General features: G+C 71.8%; 19 protein-coding genes and 1 pseudogene. 5 read left to right on the forward strand and 15 right to left on the reverse strand.

From position 1 onward, the window contains the following. The 6 genes and pseudogenes from JAO81_RS42690 to JAO81_RS23470 all read right to left on the reverse strand — a co-directional run. Window positions 1–252, reverse strand: a pseudogene (locus tag JAO81_RS42690) (hypothetical protein); the annotation flags it as partial. Window positions 253–355: 103 nt separating this feature from the next. Then, window positions 356–2,035: a CdaR family transcriptional regulator gene (locus JAO81_RS23450; RefSeq protein WP_199549892.1), complete on the reverse strand. Its 1,680-nt coding sequence runs from the start codon at window positions 2,033–2,035 to the stop codon at window positions 356–358. A gap of 76 nt (window positions 2,036–2,111) precedes the next feature. Next, entirely contained in the window at window positions 2,112–3,218 is a 1,107-nt protein-coding gene (gene menC / locus JAO81_RS23455) for an o-succinylbenzoate synthase (RefSeq protein ID WP_199549893.1), read from the reverse strand. Beyond that, a complete protein-coding gene (locus JAO81_RS23460; protein ID WP_199549894.1) occupies window positions 3,215–4,117 on the reverse strand; it encodes a GNAT family N-acetyltransferase in 903 nt (300 codons plus the stop codon). Before JAO81_RS23460 ends, menC begins: the two co-directional genes overlap by 4 nt. Further along, window positions 4,114–5,229, reverse strand: a complete 1,116-nt coding sequence (locus JAO81_RS23465) for a M20 family metallopeptidase (RefSeq protein WP_199549946.1) — start codon at window positions 5,227–5,229, stop codon at window positions 4,114–4,116. Before JAO81_RS23465 ends, JAO81_RS23460 begins: the two co-directional genes overlap by 4 nt. A gap of 61 nt (window positions 5,230–5,290) precedes the next feature. After that, entirely contained in the window at window positions 5,291–8,578 is a 3,288-nt protein-coding gene (locus tag JAO81_RS23470; RefSeq protein WP_199549895.1) for a serine hydrolase, read from the reverse strand. Between the two features lie 443 nt (window positions 8,579–9,021). Here JAO81_RS23470 and JAO81_RS23475 point away from each other — a divergent pair, with 443 nt between their 5' ends. After that, window positions 9,022–9,291 (forward strand): hypothetical protein, encoded by a 270-nt coding sequence (locus tag JAO81_RS23475; RefSeq protein WP_199549896.1) that lies wholly within the window; start codon window positions 9,022–9,024, stop codon window positions 9,289–9,291. Window positions 9,292–9,308: 17 nt separating this feature from the next. On the opposite strand, the gene rlmB is transcribed toward JAO81_RS23475, so the two are convergent. The 6 genes from rlmB to JAO81_RS23505 all read right to left on the reverse strand — a co-directional run bounded on the left by rlmB (window position 9,309) and on the right by JAO81_RS23505 (window position 14,394). Continuing rightward, entirely contained in the window at window positions 9,309–10,259 is a 951-nt protein-coding gene (gene rlmB / locus JAO81_RS23480) for a 23S rRNA (guanosine(2251)-2'-O)-methyltransferase RlmB (RefSeq protein ID WP_199549897.1), read from the reverse strand. 87 nt (window positions 10,260–10,346) lie between these two features. Beyond that, window positions 10,347–11,747 (reverse strand): cysteine--tRNA ligase, encoded by a 1,401-nt coding sequence (cysS, locus tag JAO81_RS23485; protein WP_199549898.1) that lies wholly within the window; start codon window positions 11,745–11,747, stop codon window positions 10,347–10,349. Between the two features lie 79 nt (window positions 11,748–11,826). Further along, window positions 11,827–12,240, reverse strand: a complete 414-nt coding sequence (locus JAO81_RS23490) for a PPOX class F420-dependent oxidoreductase (protein WP_199549899.1) — start codon at window positions 12,238–12,240, stop codon at window positions 11,827–11,829. An 87-nt stretch (window positions 12,241–12,327) separates the two neighbouring features. Further along, on the reverse strand, window positions 12,328–12,870 hold the full coding sequence (gene ispF / locus JAO81_RS23495; RefSeq protein ID WP_199549900.1) for a 2-C-methyl-D-erythritol 2,4-cyclodiphosphate synthase: 543 nt from the start codon (window positions 12,868–12,870) through the stop codon (window positions 12,328–12,330). Further along, the gene (ispD, locus tag JAO81_RS23500; RefSeq protein ID WP_199549901.1) at window positions 12,860–13,618 is read right to left on the reverse strand and encodes a 2-C-methyl-D-erythritol 4-phosphate cytidylyltransferase; all 759 of its coding nucleotides are present in this window, start codon (window positions 13,616–13,618) and stop codon (window positions 12,860–12,862) included. Before ispD ends, ispF begins: the two co-directional genes overlap by 11 nt. A 293-nt stretch (window positions 13,619–13,911) precedes the next feature. Further along, window positions 13,912–14,394: a CarD family transcriptional regulator gene (locus tag JAO81_RS23505; protein WP_003953493.1), complete on the reverse strand. Its 483-nt coding sequence runs from the start codon at window positions 14,392–14,394 to the stop codon at window positions 13,912–13,914. Window positions 14,395–15,088: 694 nt separating this feature from the next. On the opposite strand from JAO81_RS23505, the gene JAO81_RS23510 reads away from it, so the two are divergent. Beyond that, entirely contained in the window at window positions 15,089–15,781 is a 693-nt protein-coding gene (locus JAO81_RS23510; protein ID WP_199549902.1) for a DUF461 domain-containing protein, read from the forward strand. Between the two features lie 223 nt (window positions 15,782–16,004). Here the strand turns inward: JAO81_RS23510 and JAO81_RS23515 are convergent, their stop codons facing one another. Beyond that, window positions 16,005–16,685, reverse strand: coding sequence for a response regulator transcription factor (locus tag JAO81_RS23515; RefSeq protein WP_093616253.1), 681 nt, complete (start codon window positions 16,683–16,685; stop codon window positions 16,005–16,007). After that, the gene (locus JAO81_RS23520) at window positions 16,682–18,034 is read right to left on the reverse strand and encodes a cell wall metabolism sensor histidine kinase WalK (RefSeq protein WP_199549903.1); all 1,353 of its coding nucleotides are present in this window, start codon (window positions 18,032–18,034) and stop codon (window positions 16,682–16,684) included. The genes JAO81_RS23515 and JAO81_RS23520 overlap by 4 nt, the downstream gene beginning before the upstream one ends. Before the next feature lie 345 nt (window positions 18,035–18,379). Here JAO81_RS23520 and phoU point away from each other — a divergent pair, with 345 nt between their 5' ends. Continuing rightward, complete coding sequence (gene phoU, locus JAO81_RS23525) at window positions 18,380–19,075, forward strand: phosphate signaling complex protein PhoU (RefSeq protein WP_199549904.1); 696 nt, start codon at window positions 18,380–18,382, stop codon at window positions 19,073–19,075. Window positions 19,076–19,241: 166 nt separating this feature from the next. Further along, window positions 19,242–19,394 (forward strand): hypothetical protein, encoded by a 153-nt coding sequence (locus tag JAO81_RS23530; protein ID WP_199549905.1) that lies wholly within the window; start codon window positions 19,242–19,244, stop codon window positions 19,392–19,394. A gap of 160 nt (window positions 19,395–19,554) precedes the next feature. Here the strand turns inward: JAO81_RS23530 and JAO81_RS23535 are convergent, their stop codons facing one another. Continuing rightward, window positions 19,555–20,424, reverse strand: coding sequence for a tetratricopeptide repeat protein (locus JAO81_RS23535; protein WP_199549906.1), 870 nt, complete (start codon window positions 20,422–20,424; stop codon window positions 19,555–19,557). Window positions 20,425–21,326: 902 nt separating this feature from the next. Here JAO81_RS23535 and JAO81_RS23540 point away from each other — a divergent pair. Next, on the forward strand, window positions 21,327–21,908 hold the full coding sequence (locus JAO81_RS23540) for a hypothetical protein (protein WP_199549907.1): 582 nt from the start codon (window positions 21,327–21,329) through the stop codon (window positions 21,906–21,908). Window positions 21,909–21,971 lie beyond the last annotated feature (63 nt).

Raw genomic sequence — 21,971 nt, forward strand, 5'->3', positions numbered from 1 at the left:
CCCCCCCCCCCCCCCCCCCGCGCGCCCCGCCGCGCGCGGGGCGCCGGGCGCCCGCCGGGCCGCGGGGATGAGGCCGGCGACGGAGGTGCCGGCGGCGATGCGCGGGGACCGGGGCAGTTTCGCGCCAGGGAGCTGCACACGGAAGCTTGCGTGATTGACGATGACCTGCGCCGGGTCGCACGGGACCTTCACCATGCTCAGCGCGGGAGCGTCGTCGAATCCCGTACCGGGTGTTCTGGTGTCCACACTCATCTAACCGAGTGACGTCACCTTAGGACACTGCCTTGACCCCGAAGATCTGTCCGTGACCGGTCAAGATCTTTACCTGCGCGGGGCACGGACCCACGTCGCCTTCTCAGCCGGCCGCCGTGCCGGGCCCTTGGAGCAGGCGCAGTTGGAGCATCAGCGCGAAGCGTGACTCGGGGTCGGTCAGGTCGGCCCGGGCCACCTCGGCGACGCGCCGCAGCCGGTAGCGGAAGGTGTTCTGGTGGACATACATGGCCGCCGCTGCCGCCGGTATGTCGCCGAACGCGTTGAGCCAGGCCCGCAGCGTGTCGACCAGGTGGGCGTCATGGCCGCGGTCGTACGCGAGCAGGCGGGCGAGCGGTCCTTCGGCCCGGTCGCCGCGTTCGGCGGCGAGGTCGGCGAGGTCGAGCAGCAGTGCCTCGATGTGCACATCAGCGATCCGGGCCAGCCGGCGCGGTCCGCCGCCGGTGCGCAGGACGCGCAGCGCGCGGTCGGCGCCTTCGCGGGAGCGCGCCAGAGCGCCGCCGTCCTCGGCGCAGGCCCCGATGCCGATCAGCGGGCGAAGGCGGTCGCCGACGCGGCTGAGGAAGTCGGAGCCGACGCGTACCGCGCGCTCCTCGGCGTCACCGGCCACCGGCAGGATCCCGTACGCCACATCGCCGATGAGCCCGGTGGCGGCCCGCGGGTGCACCGCGCTCAGGTGCATCGCGAACGCGTCGGCCAGACGCTGCCGTTCGGCCGCGTGCCGTGCGTGCACGGCGGTGGAGCCGGACGCCTCGGGCGGGTCCGGTGCGGTCAGGGCGAGCACGACACCGCCGTGGTCGGCGAGACCGAGCCGGGCCAGGGCCTCGGTGGCACGCGGTCCGCCTTCGAGCACGGTGGCGACCAGGTCGGCGCGCAGCCGCCGCTCCACATCGGCGCCCGCCCGCTGCCGCAGCAGGTGCAGGGCCACGAGTTTGGCCGCGTCGTGCAGGGCCTGGGTGCGCTGGGCGTTGAGCGGGGTGCGCACGGCGGCCCAGATGGACCCGAGGAGTTCGTCCCCGGCCCGTACGGCGATGGCGACGCGCGGGATGTGGAATTCCTCGGTCGCCGGGGGCTCCACCTGCACCGGCTGGTCGCCGCGGTAGAGCGCTCGGAAGACGCCTTGGTCCTCGAGGAACCGGGTGAAGCGCTCGGGCACTTGGCGGCCCAGGACCGTCTCCACGCGGGAGGGGTCGGCCTCGTCCTGCCGCCCGGAGAACGCCAGGACGCGTGAGCTGCGGTCCTCGATGGTGACGGGGGCGTCGAGGAGCGCCGCGACCGCGTTGGCCACGGCGAACAGATCGCCCGAGGGGATGCCGCCCAGGGTCTGCGGTCCCACGTCGCCGACGTCGTCCTCGGCGAGCAGCGAGCGCAGCATGGCGGCCAGTTGGGCCCAGGATGCGCCCCGGGTGAGGGCGAGCAGCGCCACGCCCGCCCGTGCGGCGGCCGCGGTCACGGCCGGGTCGGCGCAGGCGGGCGCGCGGGCGACCAGGGCGGGGGGGCCCCGCCCCCCCCGGCCCGGGGGGCCCCGGACCCGCCGGGTGAGCAGCCGTCCGGTGCCGCCGGCCGTCCGCACGCCGATGCCGAGCACCAGCGCACGCCGGGGCAGCACCGGTTCGTCCAGCGGGTCGTGGATGACCACCCCGCCGATCGCGCCGGCGCCGGCCGGGTCGCCGCAGACAAGGTCGAGGAGGGTGGTGCCGAGGTCCTCGAGGACGCGCCCGAGGCCGGCTCGCGGACGCGGTCCGGCGTCGGAGCCCCTGGTCATGGCGGTGTCGCGCCCGTATGGACCGGATTCATGGACCGGATTGTGGGCCGCCGCCCCCCGGGTCGACAAGGGGCTGTCACAGAGAGATCCACTCGGTGCCCACCGTCACTTCCTCCAAGGCCTCGGGGACCGGGACCACCCCGAGGCCCGGCCCGGTGGGGACCGGCAGATGTCCGTCGTCCAGGACGAAGGGCTCGGTGATGTCGGTGCGGTAGTAGCGGTCGGAGGCCGAGGTGTCGCCCGGCAGCGTGAAGCCGGGCAGCGCGGCGAGCGCGACGTTGGCCGCGCGTCCGAGCCCGGTCTCCAGCATCCCGCCGCACCACACGGGCACCCCGTGCGCGCTGCACACGTCGTGGATCCGGCGCGCTTCGAGGTAGCCGCCGACCCGTCCGGGCTTGATGTTCACGATGGAGCAGGCGCCCAGGGTGATCGCCGCGGCGGCGGCGCGGGCCGAGGTGATGGACTCGTCCAGGCAGACGGGGGTGGTGATGGCCTTCGCGAGTGCGGCATGACCGAGCAGGTCCTCCTCGTCGAGGGGCTGCTCGATCAGGAGCAGTCCGTACGGGTCCAGGCGCGCCAAGTGCCGGGCGTCGGCGAGCGTGTAGGCGGTGTTGGCGTCGGCCTGGAGCAGCAGTTCGTCGCCGAAGTGCTCGCGCACCGCCCGTACGGGCTCGATGTCCCAGCCCGGCTCGATCTTCAGCTTGATCCGTACGTATCCGGCGTCGAGGTAGCCGGCGACGGCTTCGAGCAGCTGCGGTACGGAGTCCATGATGCCGACGGACACCCCGCAGGGCACGCGGTCGTGCACGGCTCCCAACTCCCGCGCCAGGGACACCCCTTGGGTGCGCAGATCGGCGTCCAGGACGGCCGTCTCCAGGGCGGCCTTCGCCATCCGGTGGCCGAGGTAGGGGGCGAGCGCGGGGGCCACGGCCGCCGCGTCGAGCCGGGCGCGGCCCGCGAGCGCCGGGATCAGGAAGCGGCGCAGTACGTCGGCGCAGCCCGCCACGTACTCCGACGAGTAGAGCGGCCCCTCCATCGCCACGCACTCGCCCCACCCTTCGGCCTCGGTGCCCACGGCCCGCAGAAGCAGGGCCGAGCGCTCGGTGAGCGTGCCGAAGGAGGTGCGGAAGGGCGCCACCAACGGCAGCCTGATCTCGCGGAGTTCGACCCCGGTGAGCTTCACGGTGCGTCCTTTCGTACGAGGAGATACCAGCCGGACCGTTCGAAGCCCGTCACCTGCCAGCCGTCGGCGAGCAGTCCGCCGAGGACGTCGCGTACGGCCGCACGCCAGGACGCGGCTGCCGCCGGATCGGCGCGGCGCAGGGCCTCGATGTCCTCGGGCACGGCGACCCGTGCGCGTGGTGCGGTGACGGCTTGGGCGCGGGGCCGGCCGGAGGGTGTGACGCCCAAGGCGACGGCGGCCGGTTCGGCCGGTGGGTCACCGGGGCGGTCCGCGGTGCCGCCGGGGCGGTGGCCGTGGCAGGCCGCGGCCACCTCGGGGGCGGTGAGCCGCCAGGTGACCAGGAGCCGGTCGGTGTCGTCGGCGCCGTTGATGCCGTCGTCCATCCGCCCGTAGAAGTCGGGCAGGTACTGCGTGGGCCGTGCGGCCAGTTTGCCGAGGTTGAAGTAGGCGTTGCGGCGCACCAGCGGGTCGAAGGTCCAGGAGACCTGGGTGGCCCCGCGCCGCAGCGTCCAGGCGCGCTGGTGCGTCTTGAGGGCGAAGCCGACGCTGCGGCCGCGCATCCGGGCCGAGACGCCCGCGATATGGCTGTGCAGCATGCCGTCGGGCGGCGGCCCGAAGAAGCCGATGCAGGCGCCCACCAGGTGTTCGTCGTCGAAGGCGCCCGCGACGTAGCTGCCGGCCTTGTCCATCGCGCGCAGCAGCTCGGGCGTCACCAGACCGTTCTCGCCGCCGGGCTTCCAGATGCCCTCGAAGAGGGCGCAGGCGGCGGCCAGTTCGGGCAGCGCGCTGATCGGCCGTACCCGGCAGCCGGCCGCGTGCGCCGCGCTGTCGGCCGCGGCCTGTGCGTCGGAGTACAGGCCGGTCCGCTGTACGGGCGCGGCCAGGGGGGTCTCGTTCATCGGCCGCTCCCGCCGTTCGCCGCCCATTGGTTCTGCCCCGTGAGCACGTCGGCCACGAGTGCGGTCAACAAGGCCGTACGACCGGGGAGTTCGCCCACGACCACATGCTCGTCGTCGGCGTGCGCACCTGCGCCCACCGCGCCGAGCCCGTCGAGGGTGGGCACGCCGGCGCCGGCGGTGAAGTTGCCGTCGGAGGCGCCGCCCACCGCGGCCGAGCCGGGTGCGTCGATCCCGAGCCGGTCGGCGAGGAGCACCGCGCGGCGGTGGAGCGCGGCCGATGCGGAGGCGTCCAGGGGCGGCCGGTTGGGGCCGCCCGTCACCTCGATCGCCGCCCCGGGGAGCCGCGGGCCGAGCGCCTTGAGCGCCAGGTCGACCCGCTCCTGTTCCGCCGCGTTCCGTACGCGGACGTCGACGGCGAACCTGCCCTCCGCGGGCACGGTGTTGGTGCTGGTGCCGGCGGCCAGCAGGGTCGGGGTCACGGTGGTGCCGGCGGCGGGATCGCCCAGGGCGGCGACCGCGAGGATCTGGTGCGCGGTCTCCACGGCGGCGTTCACCCCGCGCTCGGGTTCGAGTCCGGCGTGCGCCGCCTTCCCGCGCAACACCACCTCGTATCGCGAGACGCCTTTTCGTTCGGTCTTCAACGCCCCGCCGTCCGCGGACGCTTCGAGGACGAACGCCGCGGCGCAGCCCGCCGCCTCGGACTCGATGAGTTCCCTGGACGACGGTGAGCCGAGTTCCTCGTCGCCGGTGACCAGGAGGGTCACCCCGTCAGGGGCGCCGAGTGCGGCCAGCGCGTGGAAGGCCATCACCAGGCCCGTCTTCATGTCGAAGCAGCCGGGCCCGCGCAGCACCCCGTCCCGCACCCCGAACGGGAGCCGGGCGAGGGTGCCTTGGGGCCAGACCGTGTCGTGATGGCCCAGGATCAGCACCCGTCGTGGACCGTCACCGAGGCGCCAGCGCAGGTGGGTGCGGCCGTCCAGGACGATCCGCTCGGGCTCCTGGCCGAGGTGGGCCGCCCCCATGACGGCCACCTCGGCGGCGGAGCGCGCCACCGCCGCGAGATCGGTCGACGGGGACTCGCAGGTCACCAAGTGCTCGATATCGGCGAGCATGGCGGGCAGCGCGGCCCGGAAACGGTCGGCCGGTGCGGGGTTGTCGTGCAGCAGTTCCACGTCAGGACACCTTCGGGGTCGCGCGGACGCCGAAGTGCACATAGCGCTCGCCGGTCGGCAGGGTGTAGAAGGTCACCGGTGTCCAGGCGGCGGAGCCCGGGCGCCGGATCAGGAACATCTTGTCCGTGACCGGCACCAGGTCGAACTCCTCGACCGGTTCGGGCACGAGGGCGGCGAGCGGCCCGGTCACCGTCATCCGCAGCCGGGGCCCCTCCTTGTCGTCAAGGATCTCGATGCGCGCACCCGCCCGCTCGTAACAGCCGGTGTGCGGGCTCAGGTCCACCTCCGGTGGTACGGGCGCGGGCTCGAGCGGACGCGGCATCGCGACGCCCGCCAGCTCGGCGAAGATCTCCCGGAACAGCTCCGGATAAAGGTCGTGCGCGCCCCCGCCGTTGGTGAGCAGCGTGACCGCGAGGTCCTGCTCCGGCAGCACCCGCAGGAACGCCGACTGGCCGAGGGTGTTGCCGTCGTGGCCGATCAGCCGGTGGCCGTCCCAGCCGAAGCGGATCCAGCCGAGCCCCCAGGAGTCGCCGAGGGTGTGCGCGTCCGGCAGCCTCACCTGCTCCTGGGTCATCGTGTGCGCGGCGCCCTCGGACAGCACCCGTGTGCCGTCGGGAGCAGAACCACCGGCCAGGTGCATCCGGGCGAAGGCCAGGACATCGGCGGCGGTTGCGGTGATCAGACCGGCGGGTCCCGCGGAACGGGCGAGGCCCCAGACCGGCACCGTACGAGGCTCCCCGCCACCGCCCGCGTCATGCCCCATCGCGGCACGGAAGCGCAGCGCCTCCTCGGGCAGCGTGACCGTACGCTCCAGACCCAGCGGGGCGCACAGCCGCTCGCGCAGGGCCTGGTCCCAGCTCATGCCGGTGAGCTTCTCGATGACACGGCCCGCGAGTACATATCCGGAGTTGCAGTACGAGAAGGTCGCGCCGAGCGGATGGTTCTGCGCCGCCTCCTCGAGCCGGTCCGCGTACCGCTCCAGGCAGTCGTCGCCGCGCCCGGTGTCGGTGAACACATCGCCGTCGATGCCGCTGGTGTGGGTGAGCAGGTGCCGCATCGTCACCTTCTGCGTGACCTGCGGATCGCGGAGCCGGAGCTCCGGGAGTACGTCGACGAGGGGCGCGTCGAGGTCGACGAGCCCCTCGTCCGCGAGCTGCATCACCAAGGTGGCGGTCCACACCTTGGTGATCGAGCCGATCTGGAAGAGCGAGTCCTCGGTGGTCTCGACTCCGGTGTCCTTGTTGAGCACGCCGTGGGCGGCGAGGGCGAGTCGGCCGCCGCGCGCGATACCGAGGACCGCGCCCGGTACCCGGTGGCGGGCGGCCAGTTCGTCGAGCCTGCGCTGCCAGTGCGCGGTGTCCAGGGGCGGGCGCCGCCCGGCGGCGTGCTCCTCCACCCAGTCCACGATGCGGCGGCCCAGGTCGGTGCGGTGCGAGGGAGGTCCGTCCAGGAGAAACAGGTGCGAGCCGCCGGGGTAGAGCACGAGCCTTGTGGGCACGCCCCGTTCACGCAGCGCGGTGAACCACTGCTCGGCCTGCCCGGCCGGGCAGAGCTCGTCGGCGGCGCCGTGTACGACGAGGGTGGGGGTGCGGACGTGCTCCACCCTCTCGTACGGGGAGAGTCCGGCGTAGTGCGTACGGTGCTGCCACGGCGGTCCGCCCAGTTCGGCGACCCCCAGCGCACGGGCCTCGTCGCTGGTGCCGCACATGCTGGTCAGATCGCTGACCACCCCGCCGGCGACGGCGGCGGCGAACCGGTCGTCGCGGCCGGTCAGGTAGCAGGTCAGATAGCCGCCGTAGCTGTAGCCGGCGACCGCGAGCCGGCGCGGGTCGGCGATGTGCTCGGCGACCAGCACGTCGAGCGGTTCGATGAGGTCCTGGGCGTCGGCCCTCCCCCAGGCGCCGACGGCGGCGGTGAAGAACGCCTCGCCGTAGCCGTCGCTGCCCCGCGGGTTGAGCAGCAGCACCGACCAGCCGCGCGCGACGAGTTCCTGGTGGTAGAGGTGGATGGGGTCGGCGGCGGCGTTCCACGCGTTGTGCGGACCGCCGTGGATGTCGAGCAGCAGCGGTCCGGGTCCGGTGCGGGCCGGATCGCGCAGCAGCCAACCGTGCACGGTGGTGCCGTCCGAGACCGTGAACTCCCGTTCCTCGGGCGCGAAGAGCTCCACGTCCGCGAGGCTCTCGCCGTGCGTGGTGAGGACCCCGGTGCGTCCGGTCGTCAGGTCGACCGTGGCGATCTCGCCGTACGAGTCGGGTGTCGCGAGGACGAGCGCGGCGGTGGACCCGGCGGCCGAGAGCCCGGAGACCACCTGCCCCGCGCCCGCCACGAGCGGCCGCGCATCCCCGCGCGCGTCGAGGTCGTACAGGTGGGTGCACCCCCGGTCGCGTACGCAGAACAGGACGCTGTCACCCGTGACTTGGGGCACCGCACCCGGATAGCCGGGCCCGCCGGGCATCACGTTGCGGTCCAGGGCGACGGTGAGGTCGTCCGCCGGGCCGCCGTCGAGCGGGACCCGCAGCAGGCCCGCGTGCCCGATCCGGGTGTCCCCGCGGCCGACGACCAGCAGGGCACTCCCGTCGGCGGTCCAGGTGACGGTGTGCGCCTGCCCCTCGCCGCTGCCGACGGGACGCGGTGCGGCGCCCGGACCCTCGGCCTCCACCACGTACGCCGCACTGCGCAGTGTCAGATCCGCGTCGTCGCCGTACGCGGAGGTGAAGGCGAGCCGACGCGAGTCCGGCGACCAGGCGGGAGCTCTCACGTCCCATGCGCCGTGGGTGAGCTGCCGTACGGTGCGGGTGCCGAGATCGAGGACGTGCAGCTGGTCGCGTACCGCCCCCAACAGGCCCTGCCCGTCCGCCTTGTAGCCGAGCCGGTCCGTGACGACGGGTGCCGCGTCGGGCGAGGGCCCCACCGGAGCCGTGAACGCGAGCGCGCGCCCGTCCGGGCTCCACACCGGCGCCCCCGCGCCCAGCGGCAGTCCCGTCACCGGCTCGGGCTCCCCGCCGCCGGCCGGAAGCAGCCACACCTGGCCCGGCCCGTCCCCGCCGCGCAGGAACGCAAGCCACCGGCCGTCCGGCGACCAGGCGGGCGCGGTGTCCGCCGGACCGCGGGTCAGCCGCCGCGCCGGACCGGTGCCGGCCGGCACCGTCCACAACTCCCGGTGATCCCGGTCGTGTTCACGGTCCGCCACGCGCAGGACGTACACCACACGGGTGCCGTCCGGGGAGAGCGCGGGCTGCTCCGGGAGCGCGATGGCGTACAGGTCGTCGATGCCCAGGCGTCGTGTCATGAGGGGTTCTCCCCTGCCGGACCACGTGGTCATGCGGATCCCCACCTCCGAGGCTGCGAACCGTGCTGCCCGGAAGGTAAAGCAGGAGACGCGGCCGGATCTTCGTCGTCCGCACCAAGGAGAGACAGGGGTATTGGTCGCCGGCGACGAACGAGGGGGCGGGGCTCACACACAAGCCCCCCGCCCCCCAGTCCGCCGTCCCCAGCGGGGGATGACACTGGCCCGGCGGGGGGTACATGCCCGGATCCGCGCCATGCCGCGTCAGCTCATTATCAGCTGCAGCGTGCCGGCACCGAGGTGATCCGGAGGCGACCCCTCCGACCGCCCCGCCGCCGCACGCAGACCTCTCGCATCCCGCGAGGGGTCTTTTTACTTTCCCACCCCGGCTGCTTTCCCAGCCCGACCTGCTTTCCCAGCCACCCCGATACGAGGAAGCACCCGCCATGACGTCAGAGGAACTGTCACCGCAGGACCCGGCCTCCCGCCTCACCGTGACCCTCCGCCACACCCGCGAGGGCCTCGGCCGGGTCGTCACGACCCTGCGCTCGGTCCCGGTGAGCGAGCTGACCTACCGGGTGTCCGAGGACGCCCGCGCCACCGCCGAGATCGTGCTCGCACCGGCCGACGCACCCCGCGCGCGCCGCCGCCTGAACCGTGTCGTGGACGTGCTCGCGGTCACCGAGGCGACCACGAGCACGGTTGTGCGGCGATAGGGGAAGGGGGCAGCAGGTCAGCTCCTGCGCCGAGCCGCCTCGTACAGCACGACGCCCGCCGCCACACCGGCGTTCAGGGACTCCGCGCCACCGGGCATCGGGATGCGCACGAGGTAGTCACAGGTCTCGCCGACCAGGCGGGACAGGCCCTTGCCCTCGCTGCCGACCACGATCACGACCGGTCCTGCGAGCGCCTCCAGGTCACCGACCTTGTGCTCACCGTCGGCGGCGAGACCGACGATCGTCAGACCCGCCTTCTGGTAGCCCTCCAGGGCGCGCGTCAGGTTCGTGGCACGGGCCACGGGCGTACGGGCCGCGGCACCCGCCGAGGTCTTCCACGCGCCGGCCGTCATGCCGGCCGCGCGGCGCTCGGGCACGACCACACCGTGGCCGCCGAACGCGGAGACGGAGCGGACGACCGCACCGAGGTTGCGCGGGTCCGTGACTCCGTCGAGCGCGACGATCAGCGGGTCGTCGCCCTCGTCGAAGGCCGCGGCGGCCAGGTCCTCGGGATGCGCGTACTCGTACGGCGGCACCTGGAGCACCAGGCCCTGGTGGTTGAGCCCGTTGGTCATCCGGTCGAGCTCGGGCTTCGGCGCCTCCATGAGGTGGATGCCGCCGCGCTGCTGCGCGAGGTTGAGCGCGTCACGCACCCGCTCGTCGTTGTCGATGAACTGCTGCACGTACAGCATCGTCGCGGGCACTCCGTCGCGCAGCGCCTCGTACACCGGGTTGCGCCCCACGACCATCTCCGACTGCCCCTTGCCGCCGCGCCGGGCGACGGGCTTGCGGGCGGCCTGCTTGGCCTTGGCGTTGGCGATGCGGTTCTTCTTGTGCTTCTTGCGCATCTCCGCGGGCGGGGTGGGGCCCTTGCCCTCGAGGCCGCGCCGCCGCTGGCCACCGCTGCCGACCGTCGCACCCTTCTTGTTGCTGGTGCGACGGTTCCTGCGCTGGCTGTTCCCGGCCATGACCTACCTGTTTCTGCGTCCGTAAAGCATGAAGTACGTATATGAAGTGTGCCGCCCGGCGGACCGGGCGGCACATCTAGCGCTTGATCAGCGCGGACCGAGCGTCCACCGCGGCCCGTCGGAACCGTCCTCGATGACGAGACCCGACTGGTTGAGCTGATCGCGGATGGCGTCCGCCGCGGGCCAGTCCTTACGGGCCCGTGCCGACTCGCGCTGCTGGAGCACCAGGCGTACGAGGGTGTCCACGACGCCGTGCAGGTCCTCACCGCGGTCGCTCTCACCGGCCCAGTGCGCATCCAGCGGGTCGAGTCCGAGGACACCGAGCATGGCCCGCACCTCGGCGAGGCGCGCGACCGCGGCCTCCTTGTCGTCGGCGGCGAGGGCGCTGTTGCCCTGGCGGACCGTGGTGTGCACGACGGCGAGCGCCTGCGGCACACCGAGGTCGTCGTCCATGGCCTCGGCGAACGCGAGCGGCACCTCGGCCGCGGGCTCGACAGGGCCCCCGGCCTTCTCCACGACGCGCTGCACGAAGCCCTCGATCCGCGCGAACGCGGACTCGGCCTCGCGCAGGGCCTCCTCGCTGTACTCGATCATCGAGCGGTAGTGCGGGGTGCCCAGGTAGTAGCGCAGCACGATCGGCCGCCAGCGCTGGACCATCTCGGACACGAGCACCGAGTTGCCCAGCGACTTGGCCATCTTCTCGCCGGCCATGGTCACCCAGGCGTTGTGCAGCCAGAAGTTCGCGAAGTCATCGCCGTACGCCTTGGCCTGGGCGATCTCGTTCTCGTGGTGCGGGAAGATCAGATCGAGCCCGCCGCCGTGGATGTCGAACGCGGAACCCAGGTACTTGTGGGCCATCGCCGAGCACTCCAGGTGCCAGCCCGGCCGGCCGCGGCCCCACGGGGACTCCCAGTCGGGCTCGCCCGGCTTGGCCGCCTTCCACATGGCGAAGTCACGCGGGTCGCGCTTGCCGGTGATGCCTTCCTCGGCCGGCTGCAGCAGATTGTCGAGCTCCTGGTTGGACAGCTCCAGGTAGCCGGGGAAGGACCGCACGTCGAAGTAGACGCTGCCGTCCGCCTCGTACGCGTGCCCGCGCTCGATCAGGCCGCGCATCATCTCGACCATCTCGGTGATGTGGCCCGTGGCCCGCGGTTCGTACGTGGGCGGCAGGCAACCGAGCGCGTGGTAGCCGTCGTTGAACGCGCGCTCGTTCTCGTACCCGATCGACCACCACGGGCGGCCCTGCTCGGCCGCCTTCGCGATGATCTTGTCGTCGATGTCCGTGACATTGCGGATGAAGGTCACGTCATAGCCGCGGTACGTGAACCAGCGGCGCAGGATGTCGAAGTTGAGCCCCGACCGGATGTGCCCGATGTGCGGGGCCGCCTGCACGGTGGCGCCACACAGGTAGATCGAGACGCAGCCCGGCATGAGCGGGGTGAAGTCACGGATCTGCCGGGCGCTGGTGTCGTACAGGCGAATAGTCACGACATCAAGGGTAGTGGGCGCCGGGCAGTGCCCCGCGACCGTTACGGGGCCGCGGGACAACATTGTGATACGGAGCGGCTCAGATCCGGCCGACGACCTTGCGCGGCGTGACGCGGACGACCACGCGGGGGGCGTCCTGGGCGGCGTTCGCGTTGAACTCGGCGTACTTCTTGCCGACGTACTTCAGCGCCAGCTCGTCGATCAGCTCCTGACCGCCCTCTTCCGTCAGCTCGGCGGTGCCGCGGATCTCGGCGTAGCTGTACGGGGCGTCGAAGGGCTGCACCACGACGCTGAGCCGCGGGTCACGGCGCAGGTTCTTCTCCTTCTGCCGCCCGAGCGTCGTGGAGAAGAGGAGAGCGTCCCCGTTCTCGGGGTCTCGCTTCACCCACACCGGCGACACCTGGGGGCTGCCGTCGGGCTGGATGGTGGCGACGGTGATGAACACGGGGGTGTCGAGCAGTGCCTTGAGCTCGGCGGAGAGTTCGGCGGACATCGGGGGCCTCCGGTGCGGTTCGGGTACTCGTTGACTCCGCAACGACTACCCGAACCTGCCGCCTGCATCCAGGTACCGCGCCGCAGATCAGACCCGCACCACCAGGGCCGTCGCGATCGCCGCCAGGCCCTCGCCGCGACCGGTGAAGCCGAGACCGTCCGACGTGGCGGCGGACAGCGACACCGGGGCACCCGCCGCGGCCGACAGCACCTTCTGGGACTCCTCCCGGCGCTTGCCGATCTTCGGGCGGAGGCCGACGACCTGCACGGCGACGTTCCCGATCTCGAAGCCCGCCGCGCGCACGATCCGCGCCGCCTCCGTCAACAGCGTGACGCCCGAGGCACCGGACCACTCGGGCCGCCCGGTACCGAAGTGCTGACCGAGGTCACCGAGCCCGGCCGCCGAGAACAGCGCGTTGCACGCCGCGTGCGCCACGACATCCGCGTCGGAGTGCCCCTCGAGCCCCGGCCCGGAGTCCTCCCACAGCAGCCCGCCGACCCACAGCTCACGGCCCTCTTGCGCCGAGAACGCGTGGATGTCCGTGCCGATGCCGACCAGCGGCAGTCCGGCGATACGGGAGGCCTCGACGGAACGGGGGGTCTCGTCGATACGGGGAGTCTCAGAAGCCATCGTTCTTCCTCCTGCGCGCCAGCACGGCCTCGGCAAGCACCAGATCCAGCGGACGCGTCACCTTGAACGCCTCCTCGTGCCCGGGCACGACCACGACCGGCAGCCCGAGCTGCTCGACCATGCTCGCGTCATCGGTGACGTTCTCCGTGACGGTCTCGTGCGCCCGTACGAGCGTGGCCCGCTCGAATCCCTGCGGGGTCTGCACCGCACGCAGCCGGGCGCGGGCCGGTGTGGACAGCACCGGCTCGGGACCGTCGGCGCACGGCTCGACCTCCTTGACCGTGTCGGCGAGCGGCAGCGCCGGTACGACGGCGACCGCACCGTCCCGTACCGCCTCGATCACCGCGTCGACCGTGTCGACCGGTACGAGCGGCCGGGCGGCGTCGTGCACGAGCACCGTGCCGTAGCCGGGCGGCAGCGCGTCGACACCGGCCTTCACGGAGTCCTGGCGGTTCTCGCCGCCGGGCACGACCAGGAAGTCGGTGCGCTCGGGCAGCGTGTGCGCGTCGAGCAGCGTCTTGACCTCGGCGGCGCCGTCCGGCGGGGCGACGACGACAACCAGGGAGACGGCACGGGACGCGGCCATGGCGCGTACGGCGTGGATGAGCATCGGCGTACCGCCGAGCGTTCGCAGCGCCTTCGGGGCGCCGGGTCCCAGACGCACTCCGCGGCCGGCCGCGGGGATGACCGCGGCGGTACGGGCGGCGCCGGGCGCACTCGGAGGAGCTTGAGTCGTTTCGTCTGACATCAGGTCCGCGTTCAGGTTTGTGTCCTCGGGGGACATGGGTATGGCCACACCGTGCCGGGCGCGACGCCTTGACCGCGACCCCTTCCGTGACACGCGGTCGAGCACCTGGGCGCCAGTGCCCGGGCCCGGCACACATCAACAGCGGGAGCATTTCGTCGGCGCCCGGTCGCGCGCAGTGCGCGATTGCGAAACGCCGACAAGCATGCCGCAGTGCCCGGCGGCTCGGTCTGGGACCGGCCAGCGGGCACCGCGGCATCATTGTGCAGGTCGCAGCACGCCTACGACCTATGGCGTCAGGACGCGAGGACCTCGTCGAGCAGGGCCTCGGCCTTGTCCTCGTTGGTGTTCTCAGCGAGCGCGAGCTCGCTCACCAGGATCTGGCGCGCCTTCGCGAGCATGCGCTTCTCGCCGGCCGAGAGGCCACGCTCACGCTCACGCCGCCACAGGTCACGTACGACCTCGGCGACCTTGATGACATCACCCGAGGCAAGCTTCTCGAGATTCGCCTTGTAACGCCGGGACCAGTTGGTGGGCTCTTCGGCATACGGTGCGCGCAGCACCTCGAAGACCCGGTCGAGTCCGTCCTGACCGACAACGTCGCGCACGCCGACGAACTCCGCATTGTCCGCTGGCACACGAACAGTCAAGTCGCCCTGGGCGACCTTCAGCACCAAGTAGGTCTTGTCCACGCCTTTGATCTGGCGAGTTTCGATGGCCTCGATCAGCGCGGCCCCGTGATGGGGATAGACCACGGTGTCGCCAACCTTGAACGTCATGTGACAGGTACCCCTTCCGTGGCTATCCAGGGTAACACGGAAACGGCGGGTTCTGAATGGCGTTTTCGCAGGTCAGGGCATATCTCGGGGCTTGACAACAGCAACAGGAACGTGCTGCGGAGCCTTTGTGGAGGCAGGTATTCGCAGGTCGGAGCAGCTGTTCAGGGAAGCCGAAACGCATACGTTACAGAGCCCCGGAGCGCCACCCAAGAGGTCGAACGTCCCGGTTTGCGCACGTCCGGACAGCCGGGTTCCGCTACTCCGTTCGGTGAGTCGAGAGACGTACGAGAGTGAAGTGGCGGGTGATGCGACGGCCGATGTGACAGTCGATGCGATGGCAATCCGAATTGATCTTTACCGCCCTCGATACCGCGCCGATACCGCCGCCGTTACGGCCCTCGTGATCAATTACCGGCGGCCTCCATGGGGCTTCTCGCCGGCCCCTATTCGTTACCGGAGAATTCGCGGCGCCGCACACGTGGGGAATATGTGAAATCCGGACCACATCTCGTCGCCGAACTCCCGCGCGCCCGGACGCCGATGACCTGCGCAGGCAAGGGGGCGGGTCGGGTGCGGCGGTCCGACAGCCGGTCGGTAACCTAAGCGCGCTGACAGACTTTCAGGACAGCTTTACGGCCGTCCGTACCGGCACCATCGTCCGTCCCGCCCCTCGCTACAAGGAGTTGCGCCCGCCGTGAGCCGCAGCCTTCGACGCGGCGCCCTCGCCGCCACCGCCCTCGTGTTCTCGATCGCCACGCTGGCCGCGTGCGGTGCCGGCAACGACGCCCAGACCCTCGGCGTCCGCCCGGACAACGCCGCGACCTCCGTCGACGACGGCAAGGTCAAGATCCAGAACGCAGTGGTCATCACCCAGCCCGACCTCGAGTCGACCGGCCCCGCCGCGATCTCGGCGACGATCTTCAACAACGGCACGACGGACCAGACCCTCGAGTCCATCAAGATCGACGGCACCTCCAAGGAGGCCGAGCTCAAGCCGGCCAAGGGCGGCTCGCTGACGGTCCCGGCCGGCGGCTCGCTGGTCATCGGCGGCAAGGACAACGCCACCGCGATGCTCCCGAGCAGCCGTGAGGCCGTGAAGGACGGCAACGCGCAGAAGGTGACCTTCACCCTGAGCGAGACCGGCGACGTCACGATGAAGACCTTCGTCGTCCCGGCCACCGGCTACTTCAGCGAGTGGGGTCCGGAAGAGGTCCCCGAGGCTCCGGCGGGCGGCGGCGCCTCCGAGTCCGCCACGCCCACCGGCGGCGCGTCCGCGACCGAAGGCGCCACCGGCGAGCCCACCGACGGCGCGTCCGAGAGCGCGGGCGGCCACGGTGCGACGGGTGAGCCGGCGACCGGTGAGACCGAGAGCGCCACGACCCACTGACCGGCGTACAGCAACGAAAGGGGGGGCCCGCCGACAAGGCGGGCGCCCCCTTTCACCTACCACCCCGGTGCGAGTGCGCGGTTCTCCGTATCGCTTGACGTGGGCGTCCAGGGGCCCCTCCTCTGATGCGCTCCTCGCACCCCTGCGCGGGCTTCGAAGCGCTGCGCCGGACTCCGTCCGTCGAGTCCGGCAACGGCTCACTCGAGGCACCCTGAACTGCGGTTTACGGCTCGAACTTGTAGCCCAGGCCACGCACCGTCACCAGATACCGGGGCGCCCCCGGGTCCGGTTCGATCTTGGCGCGCAGGCGCTTGACGTGGACGTCGAGGGTTTTGGTGTCGCCGACGTAATCCGCGCCCCAGACCCGGTCGATGAGCTGCATACGGGTCAGGACGCGGCCCGCGTTGCGCAGGAGCATCTCCAGGAGGTCGAACTCCTTGAGCGGCAGGTCGACCTTGTCGCCGCCGACGGTCACCACATGGCGGTCCACGTCCATACGGACCGGACCCGCCTCCAGGGCGGCCGGTGTGACCTCCTCCGGCTCGCCGCGGCGGCGCAGGACCGCGCGGATACGGGCCACCAGCTCGCGCGAGGAGAAAGGCTTGGTGACGTAGTCGTCGGCTCCTATTTCCAGGCCGACGACCTTGTCGATCTCGCTGTCCTTGGCGGTCACCATGATCACGGGGACGTTGGAGCGGCCGCGCAGCTGGCGGCAGACCTCCGTACCGGGCAGGCCGGGGAGCATCAGGTCGAGGAGGACGAGGTCGGCGCCGTTGCGCTCGAACTCGTCGAGCCCGTCGGGGCCCGTGGCCGCGATGGCGACCTCGAAGCCCTCCTTGCGGAGCATGTAGGACAGGGCGTCGCTGAAGGATTCCTCATCCTCGACGACGAGCACTCGGGTCACGGAAGGACCTCCGGGGCAGGCAGGGGCTCGCGGGTCGCGCGAGCGTCGGGGTGGTTCGCGGAGCGGTCGTGGTGCGCGGGGTGGTGCGGGGAGTCGTGGTGCGGTGAGTCATGGTGCGCGGGGAGCTCGTGGGAGCCGGTGGACGCTTCGAGGCGGTCCAGGTCGGCGGCGCCCGCGCGGTACGGCTTCCGTTCGCGGACGGAGCCCGCCTCCGGAAGCCGGAGCGTGAAGGTGGAGCCCTGTCCCTCGGAGCTCCATACGGTCACTTCCCCGCCGTGCGAGGCAGCAACGTGTTTGACGATGGCAAGGCCGAGGCCGGTGCCTCCGGTCGCCCGTGAGCGGGCCGGGTCGACGCGGTAGAAGCGCTCGAAGACGCGGTCCTTGTCCTTGTCTGAGATGCCGATGCCCTGGTCGGTGACCGCGACCTCGACGAGATCGCCGCCGGGAGCGTTCACCTTGCGTCCGGCTATCCCCACCCGCGTACGGGCGGGGCTGTAGTTGACCGCGTTCTCGACGAGGTTGCCGAGGGCGGCGGCGAGCTGGCCGCGGTTGCCCCAGACGTACAGGTCGGCGGTGCCGCCCGCGGCCATGGTGATCTGCTTGGTGCCCGCCTGGTGGCGGCAGCGGTCGATGGCCTCGGCGACCAGTTCGTCCACGCGTACGGGCTCGGCGTCCTCGAGCGGGTCGTCGTTCTGCACGCGGGAGAGGTCGATGAGCTCCTGGACCAGGTTGGTCAGGCGGGTCGCCTCTATCTGCATCCGGCCGGCGAAGCGCTCCACGGCCTCGGGGTCGTCTGAGGCGTCCATGACCGCTTCGGAGAGCAGGCTCAGGGCGCCGACCGGGGTCTTGAGCTCATGGCTCACATTGGCGACGAAGTCGCGCCGTACGGCTTCGATACGGCGGGCTTCGGTGAGGTCCTCGACGAGCAGCAGCACCAGGCGCGAGCCCAGTGGGGCGACCCGGGCGGAGACCGCGAGGGCGTCGCCGCGGCCGGTGCCGCGGCGCGGCAGGTCCAGTTCGACCTGGCGTATCTCGCCGTCGCGCCGGGTGTCGCGGGCCATCTGCAGCATGGGTTCGACGGCCAGTTTCCCGCCGCGGACGAGCCCGAGCGCGTACGCTGCGGAGCTCGCCTTGACCACGGCGTCGCCCTCGTCGAGGACGACCGCCGAGGAGCGGAGCACGGAAAGCACCGTGTCCACGCCGGGCGGCAGTACCGGGTCGGTGTGCAGGGAGGTCCGGGTGGGGCGTTTCTGGTCGCGCTCGCTCCAGCGGAACGCCAGCATGGCGATGACACCGGTGCACACTCCGGCGATCGCAGCCGCTGCGGCGACCGCCGCGTTCACGTCCATGCCTCCAGGTTAGGCATGGGATCAGGGCCCGCCACAGTCGTCAGGGTGTCTGCTCGAACACTCGTCGCCGAGAGTTCACCGCCGGTAGGCCATTGGTTCATTTGGGTGGCCGAGCTGCGGTGATGCGTCCGGTACGGGGTGGTGTGCGGGGTGCGGACGGTGGTGGAGACGGCGCTCAGAGTTCACCTTGAGGACAGAGACGGTTCATACCGCATGCCGGTCCCGGTCGCGTTCGGCCGGGACCGTGGGAGCGTGGGGTCAGGAGCTTGTCGGGTCCGACCCCCGGACCGGGGTGAGAGCCCAGCCCCCGGCACGTATGCAGGTTTGTCAGAGAGGGACTGATCAATGCGGGACGCGTACCACGAGGAACTCGATTCGATCGGCGAAGGCCTCGTCGAAATGGCCCGGCTCGTCGGATCGGCGATCGGGCGCGCGACGACGGCCATGCTGGATGCCGATCTGAAGCTCGCCGAGAGCGTGATCGCCGCCGACCAGAAGGTCGACGATCTGCAGCACGAGCTGGAGGCGCGCGCGATAGCCCTGCTCGCCCGCCAGCAGCCGGTCGCGACGGATCTCCGTATCGTCGTCACCTCGCTGCGGATGAGCGCCGATCTGGAGCGCTCCGGCGACCTGGCCCAGCATGTGGCCAAGCTCGCCCGGCTGCGCTTCCCGGAGCGTGCCGTGCCGCACGACCTGCACGCCACGATCCTGGAGATGGGTCAGCTCGCGCAGCGCCTCATGGCGAAGTCGGCCGAGGTCATCATCACCAAGGACGTCGATCTGGCGCTGCAGCTGGAGCAGGACGACGACGAGATGGACCTGCTGCACCGCACGCTCTTCCAGCATCTGATCGACGAGCGCTGGAAGCACGGCATCGAGACGGCCGTCGATGTGACGCTGCTCGGCCGCTACTACGAGCGCTTCGCGGACCACGCGGTATCCGTCGCCAAGCGTGTGGTGTACCTGGTGACGGGTGAGCACGCGGATGAGCTGCAGCAGAACGCGGCGTCGGCGTCGGCTCAGCCGGTCGAGGGCGCGTAACCGGGGATCGGTGGGCGTGACCAGGGACCGGGGCGCGTAACCGGGGATCGGGGCGCGTCACCGCGATTGGGGCGCGTCACCGCGATTGGACCTCCGTGCGCCGTTGATGCGCCGTGCCCAGTGGGCATCAACTGGACGTAGGCAACTGTGCCTTGAGGAGGTTCGTATGGCCGAGTCCCCCACGCCAGAGACCCAACAGCCCGCCGACACCACGGAGTCGGTCGAAGTCATCCGGCTGCCGCTTCTCGGCGCCTGCGGCTGCGGTTCGGGCTGTGGCTGCGGCTGCCAGCAGGGGGCGCCCTGCCAGTGCGGCGGCTGACGCCGTTCTCGTACGACATGAGGGCCCCGTTCCATCGGAACACCCCGCCGGCCCCCCCCCCCCCCTGCGCCCCCCCCCCCAGGGGCCCGCCCCCCTTGTTGCCCGCCCGCGTCCCCTGTTCCGCGCGCGTGTCCCGTCCGCGCGCCCGGCGCCGGGTGGGTCAGGAGACGAACTCCAGCTCGCTCCAAGCCCGTTCGCCCGCCTGGGCCGCCCACGCGTCGAGCAGCTTGCGCGCCTCCTCCTCGGGGGCGGCGAGCCAGACCTTCTGGGTGCCGGCGTGCGCGGAGGTCCCCTTCGCGGTGTAGTCGACGGAGCCGGTGCTGCAGCAGCCGCAGAGCACTTGGAAACCGCTGGCCGGCTCCGCGCCGAAATCCTGGCCGAAGAAGGCCTCGACGAGGGCGTCCACGTCCTCCGCTGCCGGCGCGTGCACGGTGACGTGCAGGGTCGGCAGCTCGGAGGCCTCGAAGAGCAGCAGCTCGTCGAAGACGGAGACGGTGGCGCCGCTGTAGGTCCGTTCGCCGTTCGGTACGCCGTCGTGCACGACGATCTCGCCGAAGCGGCGGCCCTTCGTCACCGGCACGTTCATCACGCGACCGCGGGTGGGGCAGAGCCGCTGGATCCAGACGACCTCCTGCTCGCCACCGGTGTTCAGGCGCACGCAGGCAGGCCCGAACTCGCCCTCGATCTCCCCTTCGCCGCCCGGCACTTCGATCCCGAAGCCCTGCCAGGCGTCACGGGCGGTGGCCCAGTCGCGCCGGATCGTCGCGGCGATGCCCAGGTTCCAGTACGCCGGGTCGCCCGCGCCGCGCGGTGCCCGGGCGGCGGCCTCGCGGCCCAGCTCGTGGGCCTTGGACCAGTTGCGCAGGAACTTGTACGCGAGGGCCGCGTCGTACCACCACGAGGCGCTCGGCTCCTCGTCCGGATAGTGCGCGAGCACCTGCTCGTACAACTCGGCGGCCCGCAGCCACTCCTCCCGGTCCCAGGCCTCCTGCGCCCGCCCGACCAGCGCTCCGGCTTCTGCTTGCTCCACGTGCCCTGTTCCTCCCCTTGACCTGGGCTGGAGTGTCGCACGCGGATATCCACGAGAGATGGGTGGCGCTACCACCCATATGGCCCCGTCGAACGGCACCGGACGCGACGGCCCGCTCTTGGACAGGGTCAAGCGCCGCCGGAACGAGGCTGCGCCGGAACACGGAAGGACGGCTCACGCGACGCACACTCTCCCGATCGGCCGCGCTCACCCTGACCGCTTCTCTGGCCCTGGCCACCTCTGCGGGACTTGCCCACGGCGACGAACCCCCGTCTCCGGAACCGCGTTCCACGAACCGGGCGTTGCCGCCGAGTCAGCCCTGTGGTCCGGCGGTCAGGGCAGCTCCGACGGTCTCACCCACAGCACCGGACTCGGCAGCTGCGGGGGCGTCAAAGCCCCCGACGGGTTGGACGACGACGAGTGCGTCGTAGCGCTCTCGCCCAAGCTCATGGGCGGGTAGAGCTCAGGCGACGCGATCTGCGGAAAGCAGATCACGATCACCCACGGCGGCAAGACGGTGAAGGGGTTCAGCCAGGAACCGGGCAGGAACCGGGCAGGGGGCACTCGAGGGCGACCGCCTCCCCCGTGCGGCGGAGGCGGTTGGGACCTGCGGAGGATGCCCGGCAGCGGGCGCGTGGCGACGATCGGGGCTGATGTCATCGCACCCCGGGATCGGAGCCCTGCCGTGCTGAAGTGGACCTTGCGCGTCGTCGCCATCCTCGCGATCGCCGCGGCACTCGCCGCCCCTGTCGCCGCACCCGCACACGAGACAGTGGCGGCCCCGTCCACGGTCGCCGCCGCCGCCGCCACCCCACACGGCGGGTGGACGCGACTGGGGGGCGGCGGCGGAGCACGTCCCCAAATCGTATGCGGAATGCTCCCTCCCGGCCGAGGCTGACCCGATGGGCAAGAGACAACGGCTGCTGCAGCGGGCCGTGGACGAGTTCCTGGTCGTACGGGTGGAGCGGGACGGCCTGGTGCCGGGCGAGCCGCTGGTGGGCTTCGCGCTGGCCTCCGGCCGGGACTGGACGCTGCTCCGGGTGATCACCGACTCGATGTCCGACGGCTACGCGCTGGTCCGCACCCGGGACCTGACCGACGTCCGCACCCGCGGCAAGCGCGACGTGGACCGCCGCTGGACGAAGAAGCACGGCACCTGGCCACCACCGCCGCCCGCCGGCGGGCCCTTCGCCCTGGGCGGCACGCGGGAACTCGTGGCGCGGGTGGCGGCCGCGTATCCCCTGGTGACCGTGTTCCAGGAGGAGTTGGACCCGGACATCGCGCTCATCGGCAAGGTGACCTCACTGGGCAAGAACTCCCTGCGCCTCCAGGAGATCGACAGCACGGCCGAGTGGCGCCGTACGACGACGAAGCTCCGCTACGAGGAGATCACCCGCCTCGACTTCGCCGACCACTACAACGGCGTCCTCCTGGACCTGGGCGGGGAGCCCCCGCCCCTGGACAAGACCCGTCAGCGGGCCTGAGGGCCGGCCCACTGGCAACCCCGGAGACGACTCGAGCCCCCTGCCCGCGGAAGACCCGCGGGC

It is taken from the genome of Streptomyces sp. N35 (assembly GCF_016464295.1).
In the GTDB taxonomy this organism is placed as follows: domain Bacteria; phylum Actinomycetota; class Actinomycetes; order Streptomycetales; family Streptomycetaceae; genus Streptomyces.